This window comes from Deltaproteobacteria bacterium (genome assembly GCA_013151235.1).
Lineage (GTDB): Bacteria > CG2-30-53-67 > CG2-30-53-67 > CG2-30-53-67 > CG2-30-53-67 > JAADIO01.
On record JAADIO010000039.1, the window covers coordinates 23861 to 45413 of the forward strand.

The 21553-nt window shown below is 56.5% G+C and carries 16 protein-coding genes; all 16 read left to right on the top strand.

The window, feature by feature from the left end:
• The first annotated feature begins 49 nt into the window (after positions 1-49).
• Positions 50-838, top strand: a complete 789-nt coding sequence (gene panB / locus GXP58_07780; GenBank protein NOY53504.1) for a 3-methyl-2-oxobutanoate hydroxymethyltransferase — start codon at positions 50-52, stop codon at positions 836-838.
• A gap of 88 nt (positions 839-926) precedes the next feature.
• Entirely contained in the window at positions 927-2699 is a 1773-nt protein-coding gene (thyX, locus tag GXP58_07785) for an FAD-dependent thymidylate synthase (GenBank protein NOY53505.1), read from the top strand.
• 281 nt (positions 2700-2980) lie between these two features.
• On the top strand, positions 2981-3739 hold the full coding sequence (locus GXP58_07790) for a carbon monoxide dehydrogenase (GenBank protein ID NOY53506.1): 759 nt from the start codon (positions 2981-2983) through the stop codon (positions 3737-3739).
• A gap of 27 nt (positions 3740-3766) precedes the next feature.
• Positions 3767-4651, top strand: coding sequence for a DUF2520 domain-containing protein (locus tag GXP58_07795; GenBank protein ID NOY53507.1), 885 nt, complete (start codon positions 3767-3769; stop codon positions 4649-4651).
• Positions 4652-4700: 49 nt separating this feature from the next.
• Positions 4701-5537, top strand: coding sequence for a dihydropteroate synthase (locus GXP58_07800; protein ID NOY53508.1), 837 nt, complete (start codon positions 4701-4703; stop codon positions 5535-5537).
• A gap of 250 nt (positions 5538-5787) precedes the next feature.
• Positions 5788-6735: an acetyl-CoA decarbonylase/synthase complex subunit delta gene (locus GXP58_07805; GenBank protein ID NOY53509.1), complete on the top strand. Its 948-nt coding sequence runs from the start codon at positions 5788-5790 to the stop codon at positions 6733-6735.
• A gap of 47 nt (positions 6736-6782) precedes the next feature.
• Positions 6783-8123, top strand: a complete 1341-nt coding sequence (locus GXP58_07810; protein NOY53510.1) for an acetyl-CoA decarbonylase/synthase complex subunit gamma — start codon at positions 6783-6785, stop codon at positions 8121-8123.
• Between the two features lie 167 nt (positions 8124-8290).
• Positions 8291-10492, top strand: a complete 2202-nt coding sequence (cdhC, locus tag GXP58_07815) for a CO dehydrogenase/CO-methylating acetyl-CoA synthase complex subunit beta (GenBank protein NOY53511.1) — start codon at positions 8291-8293, stop codon at positions 10490-10492.
• 75 nt (positions 10493-10567) lie between these two features.
• Entirely contained in the window at positions 10568-12565 is a 1998-nt protein-coding gene (cooS, locus tag GXP58_07820; GenBank protein NOY53512.1) for an anaerobic carbon-monoxide dehydrogenase catalytic subunit, read from the top strand.
• On the top strand, positions 12562-13116 hold the full coding sequence (gene nuoE, locus GXP58_07825) for an NADH-quinone oxidoreductase subunit NuoE (GenBank protein NOY53513.1): 555 nt from the start codon (positions 12562-12564) through the stop codon (positions 13114-13116). Before cooS ends, nuoE begins: the two co-directional genes overlap by 4 nt.
• Positions 13117-13217: 101 nt before the next feature.
• On the top strand, positions 13218-15050 hold the full coding sequence (gene nuoF / locus GXP58_07830; protein ID NOY53514.1) for an NADH-quinone oxidoreductase subunit NuoF: 1833 nt from the start codon (positions 13218-13220) through the stop codon (positions 15048-15050).
• Between the two features lie 64 nt (positions 15051-15114).
• On the top strand, positions 15115-17808 hold the full coding sequence (gene fdhF, locus GXP58_07835; protein NOY53515.1) for a formate dehydrogenase subunit alpha: 2694 nt from the start codon (positions 15115-15117) through the stop codon (positions 17806-17808).
• 13 nt (positions 17809-17821) lie between these two features.
• The gene (locus GXP58_07840; protein ID NOY53516.1) at positions 17822-18280 is read left to right on the top strand and encodes a cyclic nucleotide-binding domain-containing protein; all 459 of its coding nucleotides are present in this window, start codon (positions 17822-17824) and stop codon (positions 18278-18280) included.
• Positions 18281-18343: 63 nt separating this feature from the next.
• On the top strand, positions 18344-20107 hold the full coding sequence (locus tag GXP58_07845; protein NOY53517.1) for a formate--tetrahydrofolate ligase: 1764 nt from the start codon (positions 18344-18346) through the stop codon (positions 20105-20107).
• Positions 20108-20135: 28 nt separating this feature from the next.
• A complete protein-coding gene (locus GXP58_07850; GenBank protein ID NOY53518.1) occupies positions 20136-20429 on the top strand; it encodes a DUF4321 domain-containing protein in 294 nt (97 codons plus the stop codon).
• Between the two features lie 47 nt (positions 20430-20476).
• Positions 20477-21541: a VWA domain-containing protein gene (locus GXP58_07855; protein NOY53519.1), complete on the top strand. Its 1065-nt coding sequence runs from the start codon at positions 20477-20479 to the stop codon at positions 21539-21541.
• The last annotated feature ends 12 nt before the right edge of the window (positions 21542-21553 follow it).

A 21553-nucleotide genomic window follows, 5' to 3' on the forward strand; every position in this document is an offset into this window, starting at 1 on the left:
TTAAACTGCTTGAACGGTTTAATCGGTTTGAACCAAAAAGGTGTTAGGTATGCCCGGAGTTACCCTCACCGATCTGGCAAAGAAGAAAGCCGAAGGCAAAAAGATCACCATGCTGACGGCCTATGACTTCCCTTTTGCCGCCCTGGTCGATCAGGCGGAGATCGACATGATCCTCGTGGGGGACTCCCTCGGTGTCGTGGTGCAGGGGAAGGAGAACACCCTCCCCGTCACCATGGACGAGATGATCTACCATACGGAGATGGTGGCCCGGGCCACGTCCCACTCCCTGGTCGTGGGGGACATGCCGTTTCTTTCCTACCAGGCGAGCCGGGAGGAGGCGGTTTTCAACGCAGGGCGCTTTCTCAAAGAGGCAGGCGCCCAAGCGGTGAAACTCGAGGGGGGGGCGGCGGTCGAAAAAACAATCGAGGCGATTGCCGCAGCCGAAATTCCCGTCATGGCCCATATCGGCCTGACCCCCCAGTCGGTCCACAAAATGGGCGGTTTCAAAGTCCAGAAGGAGATGGACCGTCTGGTGAAAGATGCGAAGGTCGTGGAAAAGGCCGGGGCCTTTGCCGTGGTCCTCGAGTGTGTTCCCGGCGGGATTGCAAAGCAGATCACCCGGGAGATCTCGATTCCGACCATCGGGATCGGCGCCGGTGTTGATTGTGACGGTCAGGTCCTGGTGCTTCATGATCTGCTCGGTCTTTTTGACCGCTTCGTTCCGAAGTTCATCAAGCGGTATGCCGTCCTCGGCGAAGAAGCCCTGAAGGCCCTTCGGCAGTACAAGGAAGAGGTGGAGCAGGGAGTCTTCCCCGGAGAAGAGCATACCTTTAAATAGCTTTCAGCCGTCAGTTGGAAACGGAAAGGCAAGTTCTTTTGGTTTTGCTGGTCGCTGAGCGCTGACAGCTGACTGCAGGGGAGTTGTTATGGGACAGGCAAAACTGCACGTGGAACTGTTACGCCATACGCCCCGTCCGGAAGAGGTGGTCGCTATGGGGGCCAAACTCTGTTATTCTCCGGCGAACATTGACGACCTGAAAGCGGGGATCGAAAGCAAGGACCAGTCGGCTTTTGTCGATAAACTTGTTTCCATGGGGCACATGTCGCCGGTGGAACATGTGACCTTTACCTTCGGGGTGGAAGGGATCTCCCGGGCCTGCTCGCACCAGATCGTCCGCCACCGGGTTGCCTCCTACTGTTTGAGCGGCGACACGGTCATAAAGGGAGCAAGGCAAAAATCAAGAGGCTACAAAAGGTTTACTGTCAAATCGCTTTTTGACAGGACTTTGTCTCCTCACGGCCGGTCGAGACTAAAGCTGATTCGGTTAAACAGCCTGGATGAGGAGAAACAGGTATTCTCCAGAGGAAAAATTAAAGATATTTTTTACACCGGCAAAAACGAGGTGTGGGAGGTAAAGCTCAATAACGGCAGAACCATTAAAGCAACCCCCAACCACCGCTTTCTTACAAAAGAGGGCTGGCTACCCCTGAAAGATATTGCCAGGTTAAGGCCCAAACTGGCGGTGAACGGCGTTACCTGTAAAGCCCCGGAGTTTGCGCTTTTGAGGGATAAGATCTGGCTCTATGAAAGGTATAACTCTGAAAACCTGACCCAGGAGGAAATTGGGGAGTTGCTGGGCTGTTCAAAGCACACAGTCAGGTCTTGGATAAGACGCCATGGACTGCAAAAAGAGACGGGTGGGCTGCACGGGCATAGGCCAAGGACCGGTTACCATTGGACGCTGAACCGCAAGCGAACTCCGGAAGAGCGGAGGCGGCTTTCCGAGCAAATGAAGGGTCTAGGCAATCCCCAGTGGAAGGGCGGGATAACGAGAGAAGCGGTCCGGCTTCGAAAGGAAATTTCTCCGGAACTTAGAAGATCGATTTATGAGCGGGATGGTTTCAAATGTAAACTTTGTCAGAAAACAGGCGGGCAATTAACCCTGCACCATAAAATACCATTGTATGCCGATAAAACGAAGAACACGGCCCCTGAGAATCTCGTAACTCTTTGTCGGGAGTGTCACCGAAAAGTAAACAACAACGAAAATGAATACGCCGGTTTGTTCGACACGGCGCCGGTCCCTTACCATTCGCGATCCAATGGGTGTTACCGTACGGTAAAATGGGAGGAAATAGAAAGCATAACCCCCAAGGGAATCGAAGAGACTTATGACATAGCAATGGACGGCCCGCATCACAATTTTGTTGCCAACGGTTTTGTGGTTCACAACTCCCAGCAGAGCCAGCGTTACGTGGGGGAACAGACGGCGAAACATGAAGGGGCGACTTTCGAGTACGTTATTCCTCCGAGCGTTGTGGATGCCGGACAGGCCGAATGGTTTGAAGAAAAAATGCAGACGATCCAGGGGTGGTACGACGAACTGAATGCCGCACTCGGAGAGGCCGGGGAGAAGTCACAGGAAGATGCCCGTTTTCTTCTCCCCAATGCCGCCGAGACCAAGATCGTGATCACCATGAATGCAAGGGAGTTACTCCACTTTTTCCGGGTCCGATGTTGTAACCGGGCGCAGTGGGAGATTCGGGCCATGGCCGAGCAGATGCTGGTCAAGCTCAAGGAGGCGGCGCCGAAACTCTTTGTCAATGCAGGTCCCGGTTGTGTTACCGGCAAGTGTCCCGAAGGGAAAATGACCTGCGGGAAGTCGGAAGAGATGCGGGAGAAATTCCTGAATATGTAAAACGATAAGACCATTCACCGCAGAGGCGCAGAGGACGCGGAGAAAAGCAAGGGCCAAAGGCCAAAGGCACAAAGGGAAAGGGAAGATCAAAACCAGAAAACATATAACCACGTAGAACACGGGGGGCACGGGGAAAAACGATTTTAAGGGAAAAACAGAAACCATCTCTCGCAAAGCACGCAAAGGATGCCAGGAAATGCAGAACATGGAAAAGTCGGAAGTAAAGAGAGAGAAGGTGTTCTCTGCGACCTTTGCGTCTCTGCGGTGAGGAATTGTTTTATATGTCTTTCAGTATTGCTGTTGCCGGGAAGGGGGGGACCGGGAAAACCAGTTTGACGGGGCTTCTGATCCGTTACCTGATCCGCCGGGGAAAAAGTCCGGTGATGGTGATCGATGCCGATGCCAACGCCAACCTGAACGAGGTCTTGGGCGTTGCCGTCGAGAACACGATCGGAGAACTCCGGGAGGAGATCCTGCACCGGGACGGCGCGCAGCCGGGGGGGATGTCGAAAGAGGCCTATTTCGAGATGATGATCCATCAGGTGATCTCGGAAGAGGAGGGATTTGATCTTCTCGTGATGGGACGGCCCGAAGGTCCGGGGTGCTACTGCTTTGTCAACAACCTGATCCGGAGGTATTCGGACGAACTTTCGTCCAGGTATCCCTACATGGTGACGGACAACGAGGCGGGGTTGGAACACTTGAGCCGTCGTACAACCCACGACACCGACCTGCTGCTTTTGATGAGCGATGCTTCCAGACGGGGTGTCCAGGCCGCACACCGTGTCCAGGGGCTGGTCAATGAGTTGAAGCTCAATATTAAACGGACGGCGCTGATTCTCAACCGGGTGGAGGGTGAGCCCGACCCGGAGTTGTTGCGATATATCAAAGAGCAGGGCATGATCGTCGCCGGGGTGGTTCCCGCCGATCCGGCGATTACGGAATATGATGCCCGGGGGAAGCCGATCATTCAGTTGCCGGATGATTCCCCTGTGGTGGTCGCCTTCGAGAAGATTCTCGATTCCCTGGAGATCCGCTGACGGGGGACCTGATCCGGAAGGGACGGCATGACGGCACGGCGTGTGGCCATTATCGGTGCCGGGGTTGTGGGAACGGCCGTTGGTGCATTGCTTGCGGGGAAGGGATACCGGATCACGGGCATTGCCTCCCGGCGTCTTGCCTCGGCGGAGAAGGCGGTCCGTTATGTGGGGGCCGGGACGGCATCGGAAGACGTGGCCGGCACGGCCGGGCAGGCGGAGGTGATCTTCATCACCACGCCGGATGGTGCGATTCGGTCGGTTTGTGAAAAGATTGTGAAAAACGGGGGGGTGACGAAAGAAAGTACGGTCATCCACTGTTGCGGCGCTCATTCGGCCGACCTCCTGGACCCGGCCCGAAGCTGCGGTGCTTCGGTCCTTTCGATCCACCCCCTCCAGACGATGGCCGATATTGATCAGGCCGTGCGGAATCTTCCCGGGTCCTATTTTGCACTGGACGGGGATGAAAAGGCGCTCACGACGGGCAGAGCGCTGATCCGGGCACTGGGGGGAACGGCGATGGTCATCCCCTCGGAAGGGAAGATGCTTTACCACGGAGCGGCTGTCGTTGCCTGTAACTATTTTGTCGCCCTGATTTTTCAGGCACTCCGAATGTTCGAGGCTATCGGGATTCCCAGGGAAGAAGGACTTCCGGCTCTGATGCCTCTCATCGGCGGGACGGTGAAGAATCTTGAGCGGGTTGGTATTCCGAAGGCGCTGACCGGTCCCATTGAGCGGGGCGATGTGGAGACGATCGAAGGGCATCTCGCCGCCTTTGATGCCTTGATGCCGGACGGCAGGAAGATCTACTGCGAGCTGGGACGGATTGCGGTCGATGTGGCGGAGGCGAAAGGGAGTATCCGTCCAGAGACCCAAGAGAGGCTCCTGAAATTATTGAATGTGAAATCGGGTTAAACTGCTTGAACGGTTTCAACGGTTATCTTAAACGGAGGAGGTAGAGCGCATGTTACTGATTGGAGAGCGTATCAATGTGATTACGAAGGTACAACGGGCGGCCATGGAGGCCCGGGACCCGAAGCCGATCCAGGAGATTGCAAGGGCACAGGTCGAAGCCGGCGCCAACATGCTTGATATCAATATCGGTCCCGCCGAGGATGACGGACCGGAGCTGATGGACTGGATCGTCAAGACCGTGCAGGAGGTGGTGCAGGTCCCTCTTTCCCTGGATACGACGAACCTCGATGCCATCCGGGCGGGGCTCAAGGCGCACAACAATGAATGGGGCAAGCCGATGATCAACTCCACTTCCGGTGAAACGGTACGGCTCAACACCTTCATGCCCGTGGCGGCGGAGTTCCAGTGTGATATCATCGGGCTGTGTCTCTCCGGTTCGGGACTTCCGGCGGATGCCAACGAGCGGTGCGCCATTGCCGTGGATATTATGGGGAAGGCCGCCGAAGTGGGGCTGCCCGTTGAGAATATCCACCTGGATCCGCTGGTGCTGATGCTCAACGGGAATCAGGAACAGGCCATGCACTGTATTAACGCCGTGGAGATGTTCCAGACTCTGAACGATCCGCCCATGAAAACCGTCGTCGGTCTTTCCAATATCGCCAATACGGCGCCCATGAAGATGAAGGGGATCCTCACGGCCGTCTTCTATAAGATGCTTGTTGATGCGGGTCTCTCCGGGGCGATTATCGACACCCTCGAAAAAGATTTCATGGAGGTTGTTCGTACCGGCGATCCGACATCGGTGTATCCGGCGGAGGATGTGGAAAAGACCATGAAGGTGATGCGGGGAGAGATTATGTATGCCCACTCATTCTTAGAGGTTTGATTATTGATGAAGTCGTATTCCGGATTTCGTTCATGGTTCGACAAGCTCACCACGAACGGTCTATTAAGCTTTCCGAGCATGTGGTTCGACAAGCTCACCACGAACGGTCTATTAAGCTTGCCGAACCACATGCTCGGAAGCTTGTCGAACCACACGAACGGAATATCAATCACTTACACCGTTCGCCCTGAGCTTGTCGAAGGGCTTCGTGACTTTTTACGACACCATCATTATTGAAGAGGAGAAAACAATGGCTGTGGAACTTCTGAAGGAAAACTATTCCGGAAAGGTTCTTTCCGTGACAATCGGAGTGGGGGATAAAGCGGTGACCGTGGGGGGAGCGACGGCGCTGCCCTTTCATGCGTTTGAAGGGGAAGTGGGACACCGGCCGCTGATTGCTTACGAAGTCCTTGACGTCTTGCCGGAGGATCCGCCGGAGGCGCTCCAGGAGGAGTTAGGGGCGGTCTGGGATGATCCCGCGAAGTGGGCCAAATATTGTCAGGATGAATTAGGAGCCCGGGCGGTAGCGCTCCGTCTGGTCAGCACCGACCCGGACGGCCAGGATGCCTCTCCGGAATCGGCCGCCGAAACGGTAAAAAAGGTCCTGGCTGCCATTGATATTCCGCTGATTATCCTCGGTTGTTTTAAGGAAGCCAAGGATGGCGCCGTACTCAAGGTGGTCGCCGATGCCGCCCGGGGGCATAACTGTCTGATCGGGAAGGCCCAGGAAGAAAATTATAAGACCATTGCCGCCGCGGCCACGGCCAACGGCCATAAAATGATTGCCTTCTCCAATCTTGATTTCAACCTGGCCAAACAGATCAACATCCTTTTGAGCCAGGCAGATTTTGACATCAATAACGTGGTGACCGACCCGACGGCCAGCGCCCTCGGTTACGGTCTGGAATATACCTACTCCGTCATAGAGCGGATCCGTGCGGCCGGGTTGGTACAGAATGATGCCATGATGCAGCCCCCCATGTTTTTAGATCTCTCTTCGGTGGTCTGGAAGGTGAAGGAGGTCAAGGCGTCGGAAGAGGATCTGCCGGAATGGGGAGATCGAACGGAACGGGCCGTGCATTGGGAAGCCGCAACCGCGACGAGCCTGCTCATGGCCGGAGCGGAAATTCTGGTAATGAGTTCTCCCCGTGCGATCCGGACGGTAGAGAAGACCCTTGATGAATTGATGCCCGCATAATTTATATGTTGAACCCACCCCTTTTTCGATAAAGGAGAAAAGAGAAAATGGCACTTACCGGAATTGAAATCTTCAAGCATCTTCCGAAGACAAACTGTAAGGACTGCGGGTTTCCGACCTGTCTGGCTTTTGCCATGAAGTTGGCGGCCAAGCAGGCCTCCCTGGAAGATTGTCCCCATGCCTCGGATGAGGCGAAAGAATTTTTGGGGGCCGCTTCGGCCCCGCCGGTCCGCAAGGTGGTCATCGGCGCCGGAGATGCCGCCTGGACGCTGGGGGAGGAGACGGTCCTCTTCCGTCATGAAAAGAAGTTCGTGAACCCTTCCGCCTATGCCGTTCAGGTCGCCGATAATGATCCCGAACTTGCCGCCGGGGTGGAAGCGATCGCCGCCTTCAAGGTGGACCGTGTCGGGGAGGATTACGGGGTCAATCTGATTGCATTGCAGGATGCCTCCGGTGATGCCGGGACCTTTTCCGCAGCGGTGAAAACGGTGGTCGAGAAGGCGCCGAAGCTCGGTATTGTCCTGATGACGCAAAAGCCCGCTCTTGTGGAAGCGGGGCTTTCCGCCTGTGAAGGAAAGAACCCTCTCGTCAATGGCGCCGATGCCGAAAATATCGATGCGCTCCTGCCGATAGTCAAGGGGAAGGCCTCACTCGTCGTAAGCGCCGCCGACCTGGATACGTTATCCGACCTGGTGGAGAAGGCGAAGGCCGCAGGTGTGGAGGATCTGATCCTCGATCCGGCGCCGGAGAATGCGCGGGAGGCGCTGGAACGGTTGACCCGGATCCGCCGTCTTGCGATCAAGAAGAACTACAAGCCGTTCGGCTATCCCCTCTGGATGTCCGCCGTGCATGAGGATCCTCAGGTCGAGGGGACCCTGGCAACGATCGGTACGATGAAATATGCCTCGGTGATCCTTCTTTCGCAACTTCGCATCTGGGAGATGCTGGGGCTCCTGACGGGGCGTCTCAACATTTACACCGACCCCCAGAAGCCGATGCAGGTGGAACAGAAGGTCTATGAAATCGGAAATGTGAACGGGGATTCGCCGTTGATTGTGACGACGAATTTTGCACTGACCTATTTCATTGTCGCAGGCGAGATCGAAAACAGTAAGGTGGCAACCCGCCTTGCCGTACAGGATGTAGAAGGGCTTTCGGTCCTGACGGCGTGGGCGGCCGGAAAGTTTACGGCCGGCAAGATTGCTGAATTCATCAAGGAATCCGATGTGGCGTCGAACCTGACCCGCAAAGAGGTGATTCTGCCGGGGTATGTCTCGGTTCTCTCCGGGGCGCTGGAAGAGAAATTAGGCGGCGGCTGGAAGGTCGTCGTGGGGCCCCGGGAAGCCAACCAGCTTCCGCAGTTCCTGAAGAGTTGCGCACAGGGATAAAACCTTCCGGTCCGATTGCGCGAACGGAAGTCTCTTCGGTATGATGATCAAAGATTCCTGCGGCGGTCAATGGGGCCGGTCGCAGAAGGAGTGTGCCGTACCCTGATGATGGATGGGGTGCAATACTCCGTTTGGGTTTGAAAACAGGAAATCAGGAGGTTTTTGTTATGTCCAAGGAAATTGCCTCGGCGGCCATTCGGGCCTCTCACGAGATTATTGAACGGGTAGACAAGATGCTGACGGAGGTTGCTGCGGAAAAGGGCGACGATTTTGCCTTTGAGTTTATCGACACCGGTTACTTCCTTCCACATCTCTATGCCATGACCGGTTTTGCCGTCAAGACCATCGGCGATATGCGGACGGCCTTTGAAGAGTACGTTCGTCCTCTTCTGACGCCGGTACCCGACGAGCAGGTTTACAAACCCTATCTGGGTGAGGCGCTGGATGCCGGCATGGCGACCCTTTTTGCACAGGAGATCCTGATGGCTCTCCGGTATATCCGGGGACTGGAACCGGTGACCGATCCCGAAATAGACCTGACGTATAACGGTTTCATTACCGATTCGATCCTCCGGGACCTCGGGTTCCAGCTTGTGGACGGTTCGATGCCGGGCTACGTGGTGATCCTCGGCGCCGCCGAGAGTGACGAGCGGGCGGAACAGATCGTACGGGATCTGCAACAGAAGAATATCCTCATTTTCCTGGCGGGAAATGTGAAGGGGGAGAGCGTGACGAAGCAGCTCCACCGCCGCGGGGTGGAGATGGGGTGGCCGACGCGAATTGTGCCGCTCGGCCCCGACACGGAGCATGCCATTTATGCTTTGCACTGGGCGGCCCGTGCCGGGCTGACCTTCGGGGGGTTGAAGCCGGGCGATTATCAGTTGAATTTGAAATATTCCCTCAACCGGGTCTTTGCTTTTGCGATTGTGTTAGGGGAACTGGACGACATGAAATGGGCCACCGGCGCCGGCGCCATCAATCAGGGCTTTCCGGCGGTCTGTGATACCGACGTTCCCGAGATCCGGCCCCGCGGTGTCTGTACCTATGAGCATGTGGTGCGGGAACTCGATCAGGACAAGATTGTCCAGACGGCGATTGAAACCCGGGGGCTCAAGATCATTGTACAAAAACCGCCGATTACCGTGGCCTATGGTCCGGCCTTTGAAGGGGAGCGGATCCGGAAGGAAGATACCTATCTGGAATTCGGCGGCAACAAGTCGCCTGCCTTCGAACTGGTGCGGATGAAAGAGCTGGATGAGATTGAAGACGGGAAGGTCGAAGTCATCGGGACGGAGAATGTTGAGAAGTACGAGGCGGGCGGAGTCCTTCCTCTCGGTGTCGTGATTGAGGTTGCCGGCCGGAAGATGCAGAAGGATTTTGAGCCGGTCCTGGAGCGGAAGACCCACGATTTCGTCAACATGGCCCAGGGGGTTTGGCACATGGGACAGCGGGACATCTGCTGGGCCCGGATCAGCAAGGACGCCTTCAACGAGGGGTTCCGGATCGAGCATTTCGGTGAGATCCATGTGGCGATGATGAAATCGAAGTTCCCGGCCATTACCGATAAGGTCCAGGTGAAGATTTATACCGATGAAGCGGATGTCCTGCGGATCCGGGAGGAGGCTCGGAAGGTCTATCACGAACGGGATATCCGGGTGGCCAATATGACCGACGAATCGGTGGATACCTACTATTCCTGTCTCCTCTGCCAGTCTTTTGCCCCGAACCATGTCTGCGTGGTCTCTCCCGAACGTCTCGGTCTCTGCGGCGCCGTAAACTGGATGGACGCCAAGGCGGCTTTCGAGATCAATCCGACGGGCGGGAACCAGCCGGTGAAAAAGGGAGAAACGACCGATGCAGTCAAGGGCCGCTGGAAAGGGGTGGATGAGTATGTGCAGAAGGAATCTCACGGCGCCCTGGACGGATTCTCCGCCTATTCCCTGATGGATGCGCCCATGACCTCCTGCGGATGTTTCGAGGCGATCGTGGCGCTGGTTCCGGAGGCCAACGGGATCATGGTGGTTGACCGGGGCTACACTGGGATGACCCCCGTCGGGATGAAGTTCTCGACCCTTGCGGGGACCGTGGGCGGCGGGACTCAGACCCCGGGGTTCGTGGGGATCGGGAAATATTTTCTGACGAGCAAGAAGTTCCTGACGGCCGACGGCGGGTTTAAGCGAATCGTCTGGTTGACGACGAGCATCAAGAACCAGTTGGGTGAGGCCTTAAAGCAGCGGGCCGAGGAGATCGGTGACCCGGATTTTCTGGACAAAGTCGCGGATGAGACCGTGGCGACGGATGCCGAGCAGTTAGTCGAATTCTTAAGCGAAAAAGAGCATCCGGCGTTAACCATGGATTCTATTTTTTAAGAGGTGTTTGAAAAACATCACATGGATCATTGTCCCTTTTGCAGAAAACGCTGAGGAGGGAATAAGGAGTTTCCGATGAATAAAGATGCAGCGAAACCTGAACTGATTAACCGTACCATAGATGAAACAGCGAAGGAACTTTTGAAGGTCGCGGAGAAGGAAGGAATTTCCACCGCCTTCCAGCGGGCCGAGGAGGTGAAGCCCTGCCCGATCGGGCGGGACGGTATGTGCTGCAAGCACTGCTTCATGGGACCCTGCCGGATCACCAAGAAGACCCCCCGGGGGGTCTGCGGGGCCGATGTGGGTACAATCGCCGCCCGGAACTTCGGACGGATGGTCGCCGCCGGCGCCTCCGCCCATGCCGATCATGGACGGGACATGGCCTTCCTGCTCCTGGCCGCCGCCCGGGGAGAAACCGAGGGGATTACGATCAAGGATGTAAAAAAGCTTCATGCCGTGGCCGGGCATCTCGGGATCGAGACGGAGGGAAAAGAAAAAGAAAAAATCGGCGAAGAGGTCGCCCTGAAGTTCATCGAGGACTTTGGACGTCAGAAGGGACAGCCTTATTACATCTCCCGTGCCCCGAAAAAACGGCAGGAACTCTGGGCCGAGAAGGGATTGACTCCGCGGGGGCTGGATCGGGAAATCGTGGAGATGATGCACCGGACGCACATGGGGGTCGACCAGGACCCGAAGAGTCTTCTCCATCACTCCATGCGAACCTCTCTCACCGACGGTTGGGGGGGGGCCATGATTGCGACGGACATTTCCGATATCCTCTATGGAACACCGCGGGCGATCAAGGCGAAGGCGAGTGTGGGATTGCTGAAGGAAGACGAGGTAAACATTGTGGTCCATGGGCACGAGCCGTCTTTATCGGAGATGATGGTGGTCGCCTCCCAGGAACCGGAGATCCTGGAGTATGCCAAGTCGAAGGGAGCCAGCGGGATCAACCTTGCCGGGATCTGCTGTACCGCGAATGAGGTTCTCATGCGACAGGGGATCGGATCGGCGGGGAACTTTCTCAACCAGGAACTGACGATTCTGACCGGCGCCGTGGATGCCATGGTCGTCGATGTTCAGTGTATCATGGAGTCGCTGGCCGACGTGGCCGGACACTATCACACCAAACTGATCACGAGTTCGCCCAAGGCCCATATCCCCGGAGCGATCCACATTGAGTTTGAAGAAGAACATGCCATGTCGGTGGCCCGCAAGGTACTGAGAACTGCGATCGATAACTTCCCGAACCGGAAAAAAGGGACTATTACCCTGCCCGATTATGTGAGCGAACTGGTCGGTGGATTTTCCCATGAATACATCAAGTATATGCAGGGGGGAACCTACCGGGGATCCTTCCGGCCCCTCAACGATGCCATCATGGACGGGAGGATCCAGGGGGTCGTCGGGATCGTCGGCTGCAACAATCCCCGGAATGTCCAGGACTCTGAAATCGTGAATCTCACCCGCGAGTTTATCAGCCGGGATATCCTCGTGGTGGCCACCGGTTGCGGCGGGATCGCCTGCGGAAAGCAGGGGCTGCTTGCGCCGGAGACGATGGAAGCGGCCGGTCCGGGGTTGAAACAGGTCTGTGAAGCCATCGGGATCTCCCCGGTCCTTCATGTCGGTTCCTGCGTCGACAACTCCCGGATTCTGACGATTGCCGCCGACATGGTTGCCGAAGGGGGCCTGGGGGATGATATCAGCGAGTTGCCTGTCGTGGGGCTCTGTCCGGAATGGATGTCGGAGAAGGCCCTGGCGATCGGAACTTATTTTGTCGCTTCCGGGGTCTACACGATCTTCGGGGTCGGATCGCCCGTGGCCGGCAGTGAAGAGGTAACCCGCCTCATTTCCGAAGGATGGGAGCAGGAAGTCGGCGGGAAACTTGAATTTGTCGTTGATCGTGCAGAAGTCATTCAACGGACCGTGGATCATCTGGTTCAGAAACGGAAAGTCCTGGGGATTACGGAATACGCTCCCGGGAAATTCGGTGCGGAAAAGGTCCTCATGGATATGGCGGACCGGCGGAAGCTGGAAGATGAACAGAAGGCCAAGGCCGAGGCGAAGGGATGAAAAAGGAACAGACAACGAAACGATCCGTACAGGGCGGCAATGGGAAGACCCGGAAGAAGGTGGCGAAAAAACGGAAGCGTAAGGCACCGGAGGCAGCGGACCTGACGATTGTCGACGAAATCATCGGCCGCCATCAGGGAGCGGAGGGGGCATTGATTCCCGTTCTGCAGGAAGTTCAGGGGCATTACGGATACATTCCGGAAGGTGCTGTGCCCCGGATCGCCGAGGGATTGAAGGTTTATCCGAGCAGCATCTACGGGGTGATGACCTTCTATTCGCAGTTTAACCTGAAGCCGATGGGAAAAAATATCATCCGTGTCTGCTGTGGTACGGCCTGTCATGTCAAGGGAGCGGAACGGGTGAGCAGTAAATTCAAGGAAATCCTCAAGGTCCCCATGGGGGAGACCACGGAAGACCGGAATTTTACCCTGGAACAGGTGGCCTGTATCGGCGCCTGTTCTCTGGCGCCGGCCGTGATGGTCAACGATGAGGTTCATGGCAAGGTCACACCGGATGAAGCGGTGAAGATCCTGGATCAATATAAATCATAAAGAACCGTTTAAACAGTTCAGGCGGCTTAAACGACTTGCACTCTTAAGGTTATCGCATGGCAAAAAAGACGAGGAAGAGTACGGATCATCGGATACGTATCATGGTCGGGATGGGGACCTGCGGACGTGCGGCCGGCGGGATGAAGGTTTTTGATGCCCTCGACCAACTCCTTCAGGCGGACAAAGTCAAGGCGGAGTTGGAACAGACCGGGTGTATCGGGATGTGTTCGCAGGAGGTCCTGGTCGATGTACAGTTGCCGGGCAGGACTCGTGTACTTTACGGAAACATCAAACCGATCAAGGAGAAACATCTCAAAATCCTCGAACAGATCGTCAAAGAGCATCTGATTGGAGGGGAGGTCGTCAAGGAGCATGTCCTCGGACAGATCCGGCCGGAGAACGGCGAGAAACCTTTTGATGATATTCCCTACTACGAGGAACTCTCTTTCAACTCCGCACAGGAACGGATTGTTCTCCGGAACTGCGGTTCCATGGATCCCGAGAGTATCGGCGAGTATTGTGCCCGTGACGGTTACAAGGCGCTGACAAAGGTTTTAAAGGAGATGACCCCGGAAGAGGTGGTCGACGAGATGAAACTCTCGGGACTTCGCGGGCGGGGCGGTGCCGGTTTTCCCACCGGACTCAAGTGGGGTTTTGCGGCCATGTCCCGGTCCGATGTGAAGTATATGATCTGCAACGCCGACGAAGGGGATCCCGGGGCCTTCATGGATCGCTCCGTGCTCGAAGGGGACCCCCACTCCGTCCTTGAGGGGATGGCAATCGGCGGCTATGCCATGGGGGCGCATACCGGGTATATCTACGTCCGGGCCGAATACCCCCTGGCGATCAAACGCCTGAAGATTGCTATTGCTCAGGCCGGGGAGCGGGGCCTTCTCGGAAAGAATATTCTGAAAACGGGTTTTGATTTTGAGATCTTCATCAAACAGGGAGCCGGGGCCTTTGTCTGCGGAGAAGAGACGGCCCTGATTGCCTCGATCGAAGGCAAAAGAGGGATGCCCCGTCCCAAGCCGCCCTTTCCTGCGAATCACGGGCTCTGGGGAAAGCCGACGAATATCAATAATGTCGAGACCCTTGCCAACGTTGCGCCGATCATCCTGAAGGGGGGCGCCTGGTATGCCGGTTTCGGCACGGAAAAGAGCAAGGGGACCAAGGTCTTTGCCCTGGCGGGGAAGATCAGCAATCCCGGTCTGATCGAAGTCCCCATGGGCAAACCGCTCAGGGAAATCATCTACGATATCGGCGGCGGCTGTCCCGGCGGGAAAGCCTTCAAGGCGGTCCAGACCGGCGGCCCTTCGGGGGGATGTATCCCTGCGTCGATTATCGATACCCCCGTCGATTACGAATCGCTCGCTCAGGCCGGGGCGATCATGGGATCGGGCGGCATGGTGGTCATGGATGAGAACACCTGTATGGTCGAGATGGCCCGTTATTTTCTCAATTTTACCCAAGAGGAGTCGTGCGGGAAATGTGTTCCCTGCCGGGTCGGGACCAAACGGATGCTCGAGATCCTCGAACGGATTGTGGAGGGAAAGGGGAAAGAAGGGGACGTGGAACTCTTAAAGGACCTGGGGGAGGATGTCAAGGCGGCTTCTCTCTGCGGCCTGGGGCAGACGGCGCCCAATCCGGTTCTTTCCACGATTCGATATTTTCAGGACGAGTATGATGCCCACATCCATGAGAAACGCTGTCCGGCCGGTGTCTGCAAAGCGCTCTTCCAGTACCGGGTGGAAGATCCTTTCTGCAAGATGTGCGGCCTCTGCGTCCGAAAGTGTCCTGTGGGGGCCATCCAGGGCGGGCCGAAGAAAATTGCGAAGATCATAGACAGCAAATGCGTCAAGTGCGGTGTTTGTATCGAGGTCTGTCCCTTTGAGGCCATTACGCAGGTTGACACTCATGAGAAATCCGAGACATAAACTTCGGGAAGATCTTCCGGAGAGCCGACAGTCACATCCCTGACAAGGACATTGAGGTACTCTTATGAACGTAACGATTAACGGCAAGGTCATTGACGCCCGGCCGGAAAGCACGATCCTGGAGGTGGCACGGGAAGGGGGGATTCATATCCCTACGCTCTGTTATCACAAGCAGCTTTCGCCTTACGGGGGCTGTCGGCTCTGTATCGTCGAGGTCGAAGGAATTCCCCGGCTGGTGGCTTCCTGCACGACACCGGTCACGGACGGGATGGTGGTCAAGACCGATACGGAGCAGATCCGGAAGGTACGAAAGACCATTGTTGAACTGATTCTCTCCAACCATCCGAATGAATGTATGGTCTGCGAACAGAACGGTCGATGCGAACTGCAGGATCTGGCTTACGAATTCGGATTAAAAGAGATCCGGTTCCAGGGAGAAAAGAGTGTCTATCCGATTCAGAATCAGAACCCCCTGATCGAGCGGGACTACAACAAGTGTATTCTCTGCGGCCGTTGTGTCCGGATGTGCGATGAGGTCCAGGGGGTTGGCGCCGTTGATTTTTCCAATCGCGGGTTCCATGCCAAGATCGCGACGGAGTACGACGGGGTGCTGGCCTGTGAATTTTGCGGGAACTGTGTCGAGGCTTGTCCCGTGGGGGCGCTGACCGGGAAAATCTCGCGGTACAAGGGGCGTTCCTGGGAGGCGAAGAAGGTCCGGACGGTTTGCAACTACTGCGGTTGCGGCTGTACGATTACGATGCATGCCAAGGAGGGGCAGGTGATCCGGGTCAGCCGGGCGGACGGCGCCACCGTCAATGACGGCTGCATGTGCGTCAAGGGGAAGTTCGGGTTCGAGTATATCAACCATGAAGACCGTTTGACGACCCCCCTGGTTCGAAAAGACGGCAAGCTGGTGGAGGCGACCTGGGAGGAGGCCCTCGAGCGGGTGGCGGAGAACCTGGGGCGGATCAAGCAGGACTATGGCAGCAACAGTATCGGCGGCCTCTGCTCGGCCAAGTGCACCAACGAAGATAATTATGTTTTTCAGAAGTTCATGCGAACGGTGATCGGCACCAACAATGTTGATCACTGTGCACGGTATTGACACAGCTCCACGGTCGCCGGTCTGGTGGCCTCCTTTGGAAGCGGTGCGATGACGAACTCGATTGAGGAGTTTGTCCATTCCAATGCCTATTTCGTGATCGGGTCCAACACCACGGAGGCGCACCCGATTATTGCGCTCCAGTTGAAAAAAGGTGTCCGGTTCAACGGGGCGAAGCTGGTTGTGGCGGACCCCCGGGAGATTCCGCTGACCCGGTATGCCGACCTCTGGCTCCGGCACCGGCCGGGGACGGACGCTGCCCTGATCAACGGCCTGATGCACCTGATTCTCAAGGAGGGGCTGGAAGACCGGGAATTCGTCCGAGACCGGACCGAGAATTTTGACGCACTGAAGAAGGTCTTGAAAAAATATACGCCAGCCTATACGGAGAAGGTCACCGGTGTTCCGAAAGAGAAGTTGCAGGAAGCGGCACGGATTATCGGGACGGAAGAACGTGTGGCCTTCTTTTATGCCATGGGGATTACCCAGCATGTGATGGGGACCGAGAACGTCATGAGTGTGGCCAATCTTGCCATGTTGACGGGGAATGTCGGCAAACCGGGGACGGGTGTCAATCCTCTGCGGGGACAGAGCAATGTCCAGGGGGCCTGTGACATGGGCGGGCTCTTTGACTACTATCCCGGATATCAGCGGGTCGATCAGGAGGCAAACCGGCAAAAGTTCTCCAAGGCCTGGCGGTGCGATACCTTGAGCCGGGAACCGGGGCTTCCCGCCACGGGCATGGTGAATGCCGCAATTGAGGGAAAGGTGAAGGCCCTCTATGTGATGGGGGAAAACCCGATCCTTTCCGATCCCGATATCGGTCATACGGAGAAGGCTTTTGCAAATCTTGAATTCCTGCTGGTGCAGGACATCTTCCTGACCGAGACGGCGGCCCTGGCGGATGTGGTGCTGCCTGCAGCGAGTTTTGCCGAGAAAGACGGGACCTTCACCAACACGGAGCGGCGTGTGCAGCGGGTCCGGGAGGTGATTGAGCCGGTGGGAGGCAGCCGGGTCGACTGGAAGATTCTTGCGGCGATTGCCGAAAAGATGGGACGGCCGATGCACTTTCAGGACAGCGCCGGAATTTTCGATGAAATGGCTTCCGTGACCCCCCTTTACGGTGGAATCTCGCACGAGCGTCTGGAGCGGGGGAGTTTGCAGTGGCCCTGCCCGGATGCCGATCATCCCGGAACGCCCTATCTGCATAAAGGGAAGTTCTCCCGGGGCAAGGGATTCTTTTCTCCCGTGGATTACAAACCGCCGACGGAACTTCCGGATGCAAAGTATCCCTTCCTCCTGACGACGGGGCGGATGCTCTCTCATTATCATACGGGCAGCATGACCCGACGGTCCGGGGGGCTTCATGAACTCTGTCCGGAAGGGTTTGTCGAGATCCATCCCCGGGACGCGAAGAAGCTCAAGATCAAGGATGGGGAAGAGATTCGTCTCACATCCCGCCGCGGAACAGTGACGGTGAAGGCGAAGATCACCCGGCGTGTCCCTCCGAAAGTGGTCTATATGAATTTTCATTTTGCCGAATCGGCGGCCAATCGCCTGACCATTGCCGCCCTTGATCCTCTTTCAGGGATTGCCGAAGCAAAGGTCTGTGCCGTGAAGGTGGAAAAGATGCAGTCCGTGAAGGTGACGGTTTAAGGAGGAAGGTGCCATGGGAATGATTGATATCCTGAGGGTCAATCCGCTCTTTGTCGATCTGACCGACCGGGAGCTGGAAAAAGTGGTGGAGGTTGTTCAGAAGAAGAAATGTGGCGCCGGCAGTGAAATCTTTGATGAAAATATGCCGGGTCGGGAACTCTACATTATTCTAAGCGGCAAGATCCGGATTGTGAAAATCACGCGTGAAGGGGAACGTCAGACCCTGAGTGTTCTGAAACCTGGAAGTTTCTTCGGGGAACTCTCTCTTCTGGACGGCCGGAAACATTCCGCCTCCGCCGAGGCCGTGGAGGATTCCACCCTGCTTGTCTTGACGCAGCAATCGCTGGCGTCGATCGAGAAGAATCACCCCGAAGTGGCCCTGAAGGTGATCAAGAACATGGCGCTGAAGATCAGCGGTATCCTTCGGGAGATGAACGAAAAGTTCATGGGGATGGTGAACTATATGTGGTAATGGAAAAGCGTTCCGTTTTTTCATGTTGTCAAACCAATCTATCAACTGGAACGGGAGGAGATCATGGCATTAGATCCGACAAAACACGCCGATTGGGAAATCGCACAGGAAGCGGAATCCCGGATGAAGACCGTCTATCAGCTGGCCGAGGAGTTGGGGCTGGAAAAAGAGGAACTGCTTCCTCACGGGCATTATGTGGCCAAGGTTGACTTTGCCGGGGTGACCCGGCGTCTGGCCGACCGTCCCAACGGGAAGTATGTGGATGTGACGGCGATTACGCCGACGCCTTTGGGAGAAGGAAAGTCGACCTCCACCATGGGGCTGGTGCAGGGGCTGGGCAAACGGGGGAAGAGTGTTACTGCAGCGATCCGACAACCTTCCGGCGGACCGACGATGAACATCAAGGGGTCCGCCGCCGGCGGAGGCCTTTCCCAGTGCATTCCGTTGACCCCCTTTTCCCTGGGGTTGACGGGAGACATCAATGCCATCATGAATGCCCACAATCTGGCCATGGTGGCGCTCACCGCACGAATGCAGCATGAGTTCAATTACGACGACGCGATCCTTGCTACGAAGAACCTGAAGCGTCTCAATATCGACCCCAACAATGTGGAGATGGGATGGATCATTGATTTCTGCGCCCAGTCCCTCCGGCATATCATCATCGGGATGGGGGGGAAGATGGATGGGTTCATGATGCCCTCCAAGTTCGGTATCGCCGTCTCGTCCGAGATCATGGCGATCCTCGCCGTGGCAAACGACCTCAAGGACATGCGGGAACGGATGGGGAAAATCGTTGTTGCCTACAGCAAGAGCGGCGATCCCGTAACCACGGCCGACCTCGAGGTGGATGGTGCCATGACGGCCTGGATGGTGGAGGCGCTCAACCCGAATCTGCTTCAGACCCTCGAAGGACAGCCGGTCTTCGTTCATGCCGGTCCCTTTGCAAACATCGCGATCGGTCAGTCCTCGATCATTGCCGACCGGGTCGGTTTGAAGTTGGGGGACTATCACGTCACGGAATCGGGTTTCGGCGCCGACATCGGATTCGAAAAATTCTGGAATCTGAAATGCCGTTTCTCCGGCCTGAAACCAAATGCTGCTGTTGTGGTGGCCACGATCCGGGCGCTCAAGTGCCACGGAGGGGCCCCCATCCCGGTCCCGGGCCGTCCCATGCCGGAAGAGTACTCGGGGGAGAATGTCGGCTGGGTTGAAAAAGGGTGTGAGAACCTGGTACACCACATCAAGAATGTCAAACAGGCGGGGATCAATCCAGTGGTCTGTATCAATGCCTTTTACACCGATACCGACAATGAGATCAACGCGGTGCGGCGGCTCGCGGAAGCCGCCGGTGCCCGGGTGGCTCTTTCCCGCCATTGGGAACATGGCGGCGACGGCGCCCTCGAATTTGCCGATGCAGTGGTGGATGCCTGTAATGAGCCGAATGATTTTCAGTTTCTCTATGACCTGAAGACTCCGCTGCGCACCCGTATCGAAATGATTGCGGAGCATGTCTACGGCGCCGACGGGGTGGAATACTCTCCCGGGGCTCTCTCCAAGGCAAAGCGGATCGAAGCGGATCCGGAACTCTCGAAACTGGGCACCTGCATGGTGAAGACGCATCTGAGTCTTTCCGACAACCCCATGATTAAGGGGGTGCCCAAGGCGTGGAAACTTTCCGTCCAGGATATCCTGACTTACGGAGGCGCCGGTTTTGTCGTGCCCGTGGCGGGGACGATCAGTCTCATGCCCGGGACGGCCTCGGATCCGGCCTATCGCCGTGTGGATGTGGATGTAGAGAGCGGGAAGGTAACGGGTCTTTTTTAAGAGGGATTGAGTATCCTACCGGGAATTTATGATGAGGGATCGATCTTTTGACGCAGGCAGGGAAAGCCGGGGGGTGTTGCTGCCCCTCGGCGTCCTGATCCTTGCGGGAATTGCGGGGAACCTGATTGCCCGGGCCATGGGGATGTTGGTGCCGGGAGGGGTTTTGCATGACCTGTTGGTCTCGGGATTCCGTTTCGGGATTGATCCGCCCTGGACACTCAATCTTGCCGTATTCTCCCTGAGTTTCGGGTTTTCTCTGAACCTGACCTTTACGGGTGTCCTTATGATGATCTTGTTTCTCTTCTTGTACAAGAAGGCTTGACGATCTGCAGGTTGGTTCTCTGATTTTTAGCGGGTGTTCTTTCTATTATGGCTGTCCATCCTTTTCTTCGAGGTTTCTTTTTTTCTTTTTTCCTGCTCGTTCTTTCGTCGTGGATCCTGCCGCCGGTCGTCCGGGCCGATGTTACGATCGAGTTTGTCCTCGATGGCTCCGGGTCGATGTGGGGGCAGCTCTATGACCAGTACAAGATTGTGATCCTGAAACAGGGGATGGAAAGTTTCCTGGAGAAGGCTCCCGACGACCTGCGGATCGGCATTCGCGCCTTCGGCCTCAGCGGGGAAGAGGGGTGCAGCAACACGCGTCTTCTCCTGCCGCCGACGATGAACGCCTATCCCGAGGTGATCCAGGCGGTGAAAAAGATGAACCCGTCGGGGCAGGCACCGATCATTTTTGCGCTTCGAAAGGGGCTAAAAGACCTGAAAGGGGCTGAAGGGAAAAAACTCCTGATCCTGATTGCGGATGGGCGGGACACTTGTGAAGCCGACAGCCTTGGGGCGGTGGAAAAGCTTTCCCAGGCCCTCTCCGGCGTGGAGATCCATGTGATCGGTCTGGGCCTTCCGGCCGGGGAAGACCGGACGGAGTTAAAACTCCTTGCCGCCAAGGCAAACGGAAATTATTATAATGTCTCCAACAGCAGTCAATTAAAGCGGCGGGTCTCCGGGATTGTCGGACAAACAATCCGGGAGGAGAAGGAACGTCTCCGGCTGCTTGCCGAGGAGAAGGTCCGGCAGGCCACCCTGGCCGAAAAGACCCGGCTGGTCGTGGAATTCGTCAGTCATGTTCCCGGATTCTTCTGCAGCGGGATCCGTCTGCTCGATCTGCAGATCGACGGGAAACCGGTCAAAGCTTCGGGGATGACCGGGATCGGCTGTACGGACCGGGTTCGACTCTACGATCGTCCACTGGCCGCGGGAGACCATACGATCCTCCTGCAATACGAAAAGGACAATCACGGTGATTTTCTTAAAAGTCGCCCGGAATCATTTTCCGTGAACGTGACCTCCGGCAAAACGACCCGGCTGGAATGCCGTACGGCCGGTCACCTTCTCTATTGGGGGCTCGACTTTTCCGTAGAGGAGGTTGACTCGCCCTGAAGAGGGCCGGGC

What these genes read in the sequence shown, in the direction of transcription:
- panB (NOY53504.1), top strand. Translation starts at nt 50, where the DNA reads ATGCCCGGAGTTACCCTCACCGATCTGGCAAAGAAGAAAGCCGAAGGC.
- GXP58_07805 (NOY53509.1), top strand. Translation starts at nt 5,788, where the DNA reads ATGGCTGTGGAACTTCTGAAGGAAAACTATTCCGGAAAGGTTCTTTCC.
- cooS (NOY53512.1), top strand. Translation starts at nt 10,568, where the DNA reads ATGAATAAAGATGCAGCGAAACCTGAACTGATTAACCGTACCATAGAT.
- nuoE (NOY53513.1), top strand. Translation starts at nt 12,562, where the DNA reads ATGAAAAAGGAACAGACAACGAAACGATCCGTACAGGGCGGCAATGGG.
- GXP58_07790 (NOY53506.1), top strand. Translation starts at nt 2,981, where the DNA reads ATGTCTTTCAGTATTGCTGTTGCCGGGAAGGGGGGGACCGGGAAAACC.
- GXP58_07795 (NOY53507.1), top strand. Translation starts at nt 3,767, where the DNA reads ATGACGGCACGGCGTGTGGCCATTATCGGTGCCGGGGTTGTGGGAACG.
- nuoF (NOY53514.1), top strand. Translation starts at nt 13,218, where the DNA reads ATGGTCGGGATGGGGACCTGCGGACGTGCGGCCGGCGGGATGAAGGTT.
- GXP58_07840 (NOY53516.1), top strand. Translation starts at nt 17,822, where the DNA reads ATGGGAATGATTGATATCCTGAGGGTCAATCCGCTCTTTGTCGATCTG.
- GXP58_07810 (NOY53510.1), top strand. Translation starts at nt 6,783, where the DNA reads ATGGCACTTACCGGAATTGAAATCTTCAAGCATCTTCCGAAGACAAAC.
- GXP58_07800 (NOY53508.1), top strand. Translation starts at nt 4,701, where the DNA reads ATGTTACTGATTGGAGAGCGTATCAATGTGATTACGAAGGTACAACGG.
- GXP58_07845 (NOY53517.1), top strand. Translation starts at nt 18,344, where the DNA reads ATGGCATTAGATCCGACAAAACACGCCGATTGGGAAATCGCACAGGAA.
- GXP58_07850 (NOY53518.1), top strand. Translation starts at nt 20,136, where the DNA reads ATGATGAGGGATCGATCTTTTGACGCAGGCAGGGAAAGCCGGGGGGTG.
- thyX (NOY53505.1), top strand. Translation starts at nt 927, where the DNA reads ATGGGACAGGCAAAACTGCACGTGGAACTGTTACGCCATACGCCCCGT.
- GXP58_07855 (NOY53519.1), top strand. Translation starts at nt 20,477, where the DNA reads ATGGCTGTCCATCCTTTTCTTCGAGGTTTCTTTTTTTCTTTTTTCCTG.
- cdhC (NOY53511.1), top strand. Translation starts at nt 8,291, where the DNA reads ATGTCCAAGGAAATTGCCTCGGCGGCCATTCGGGCCTCTCACGAGATT.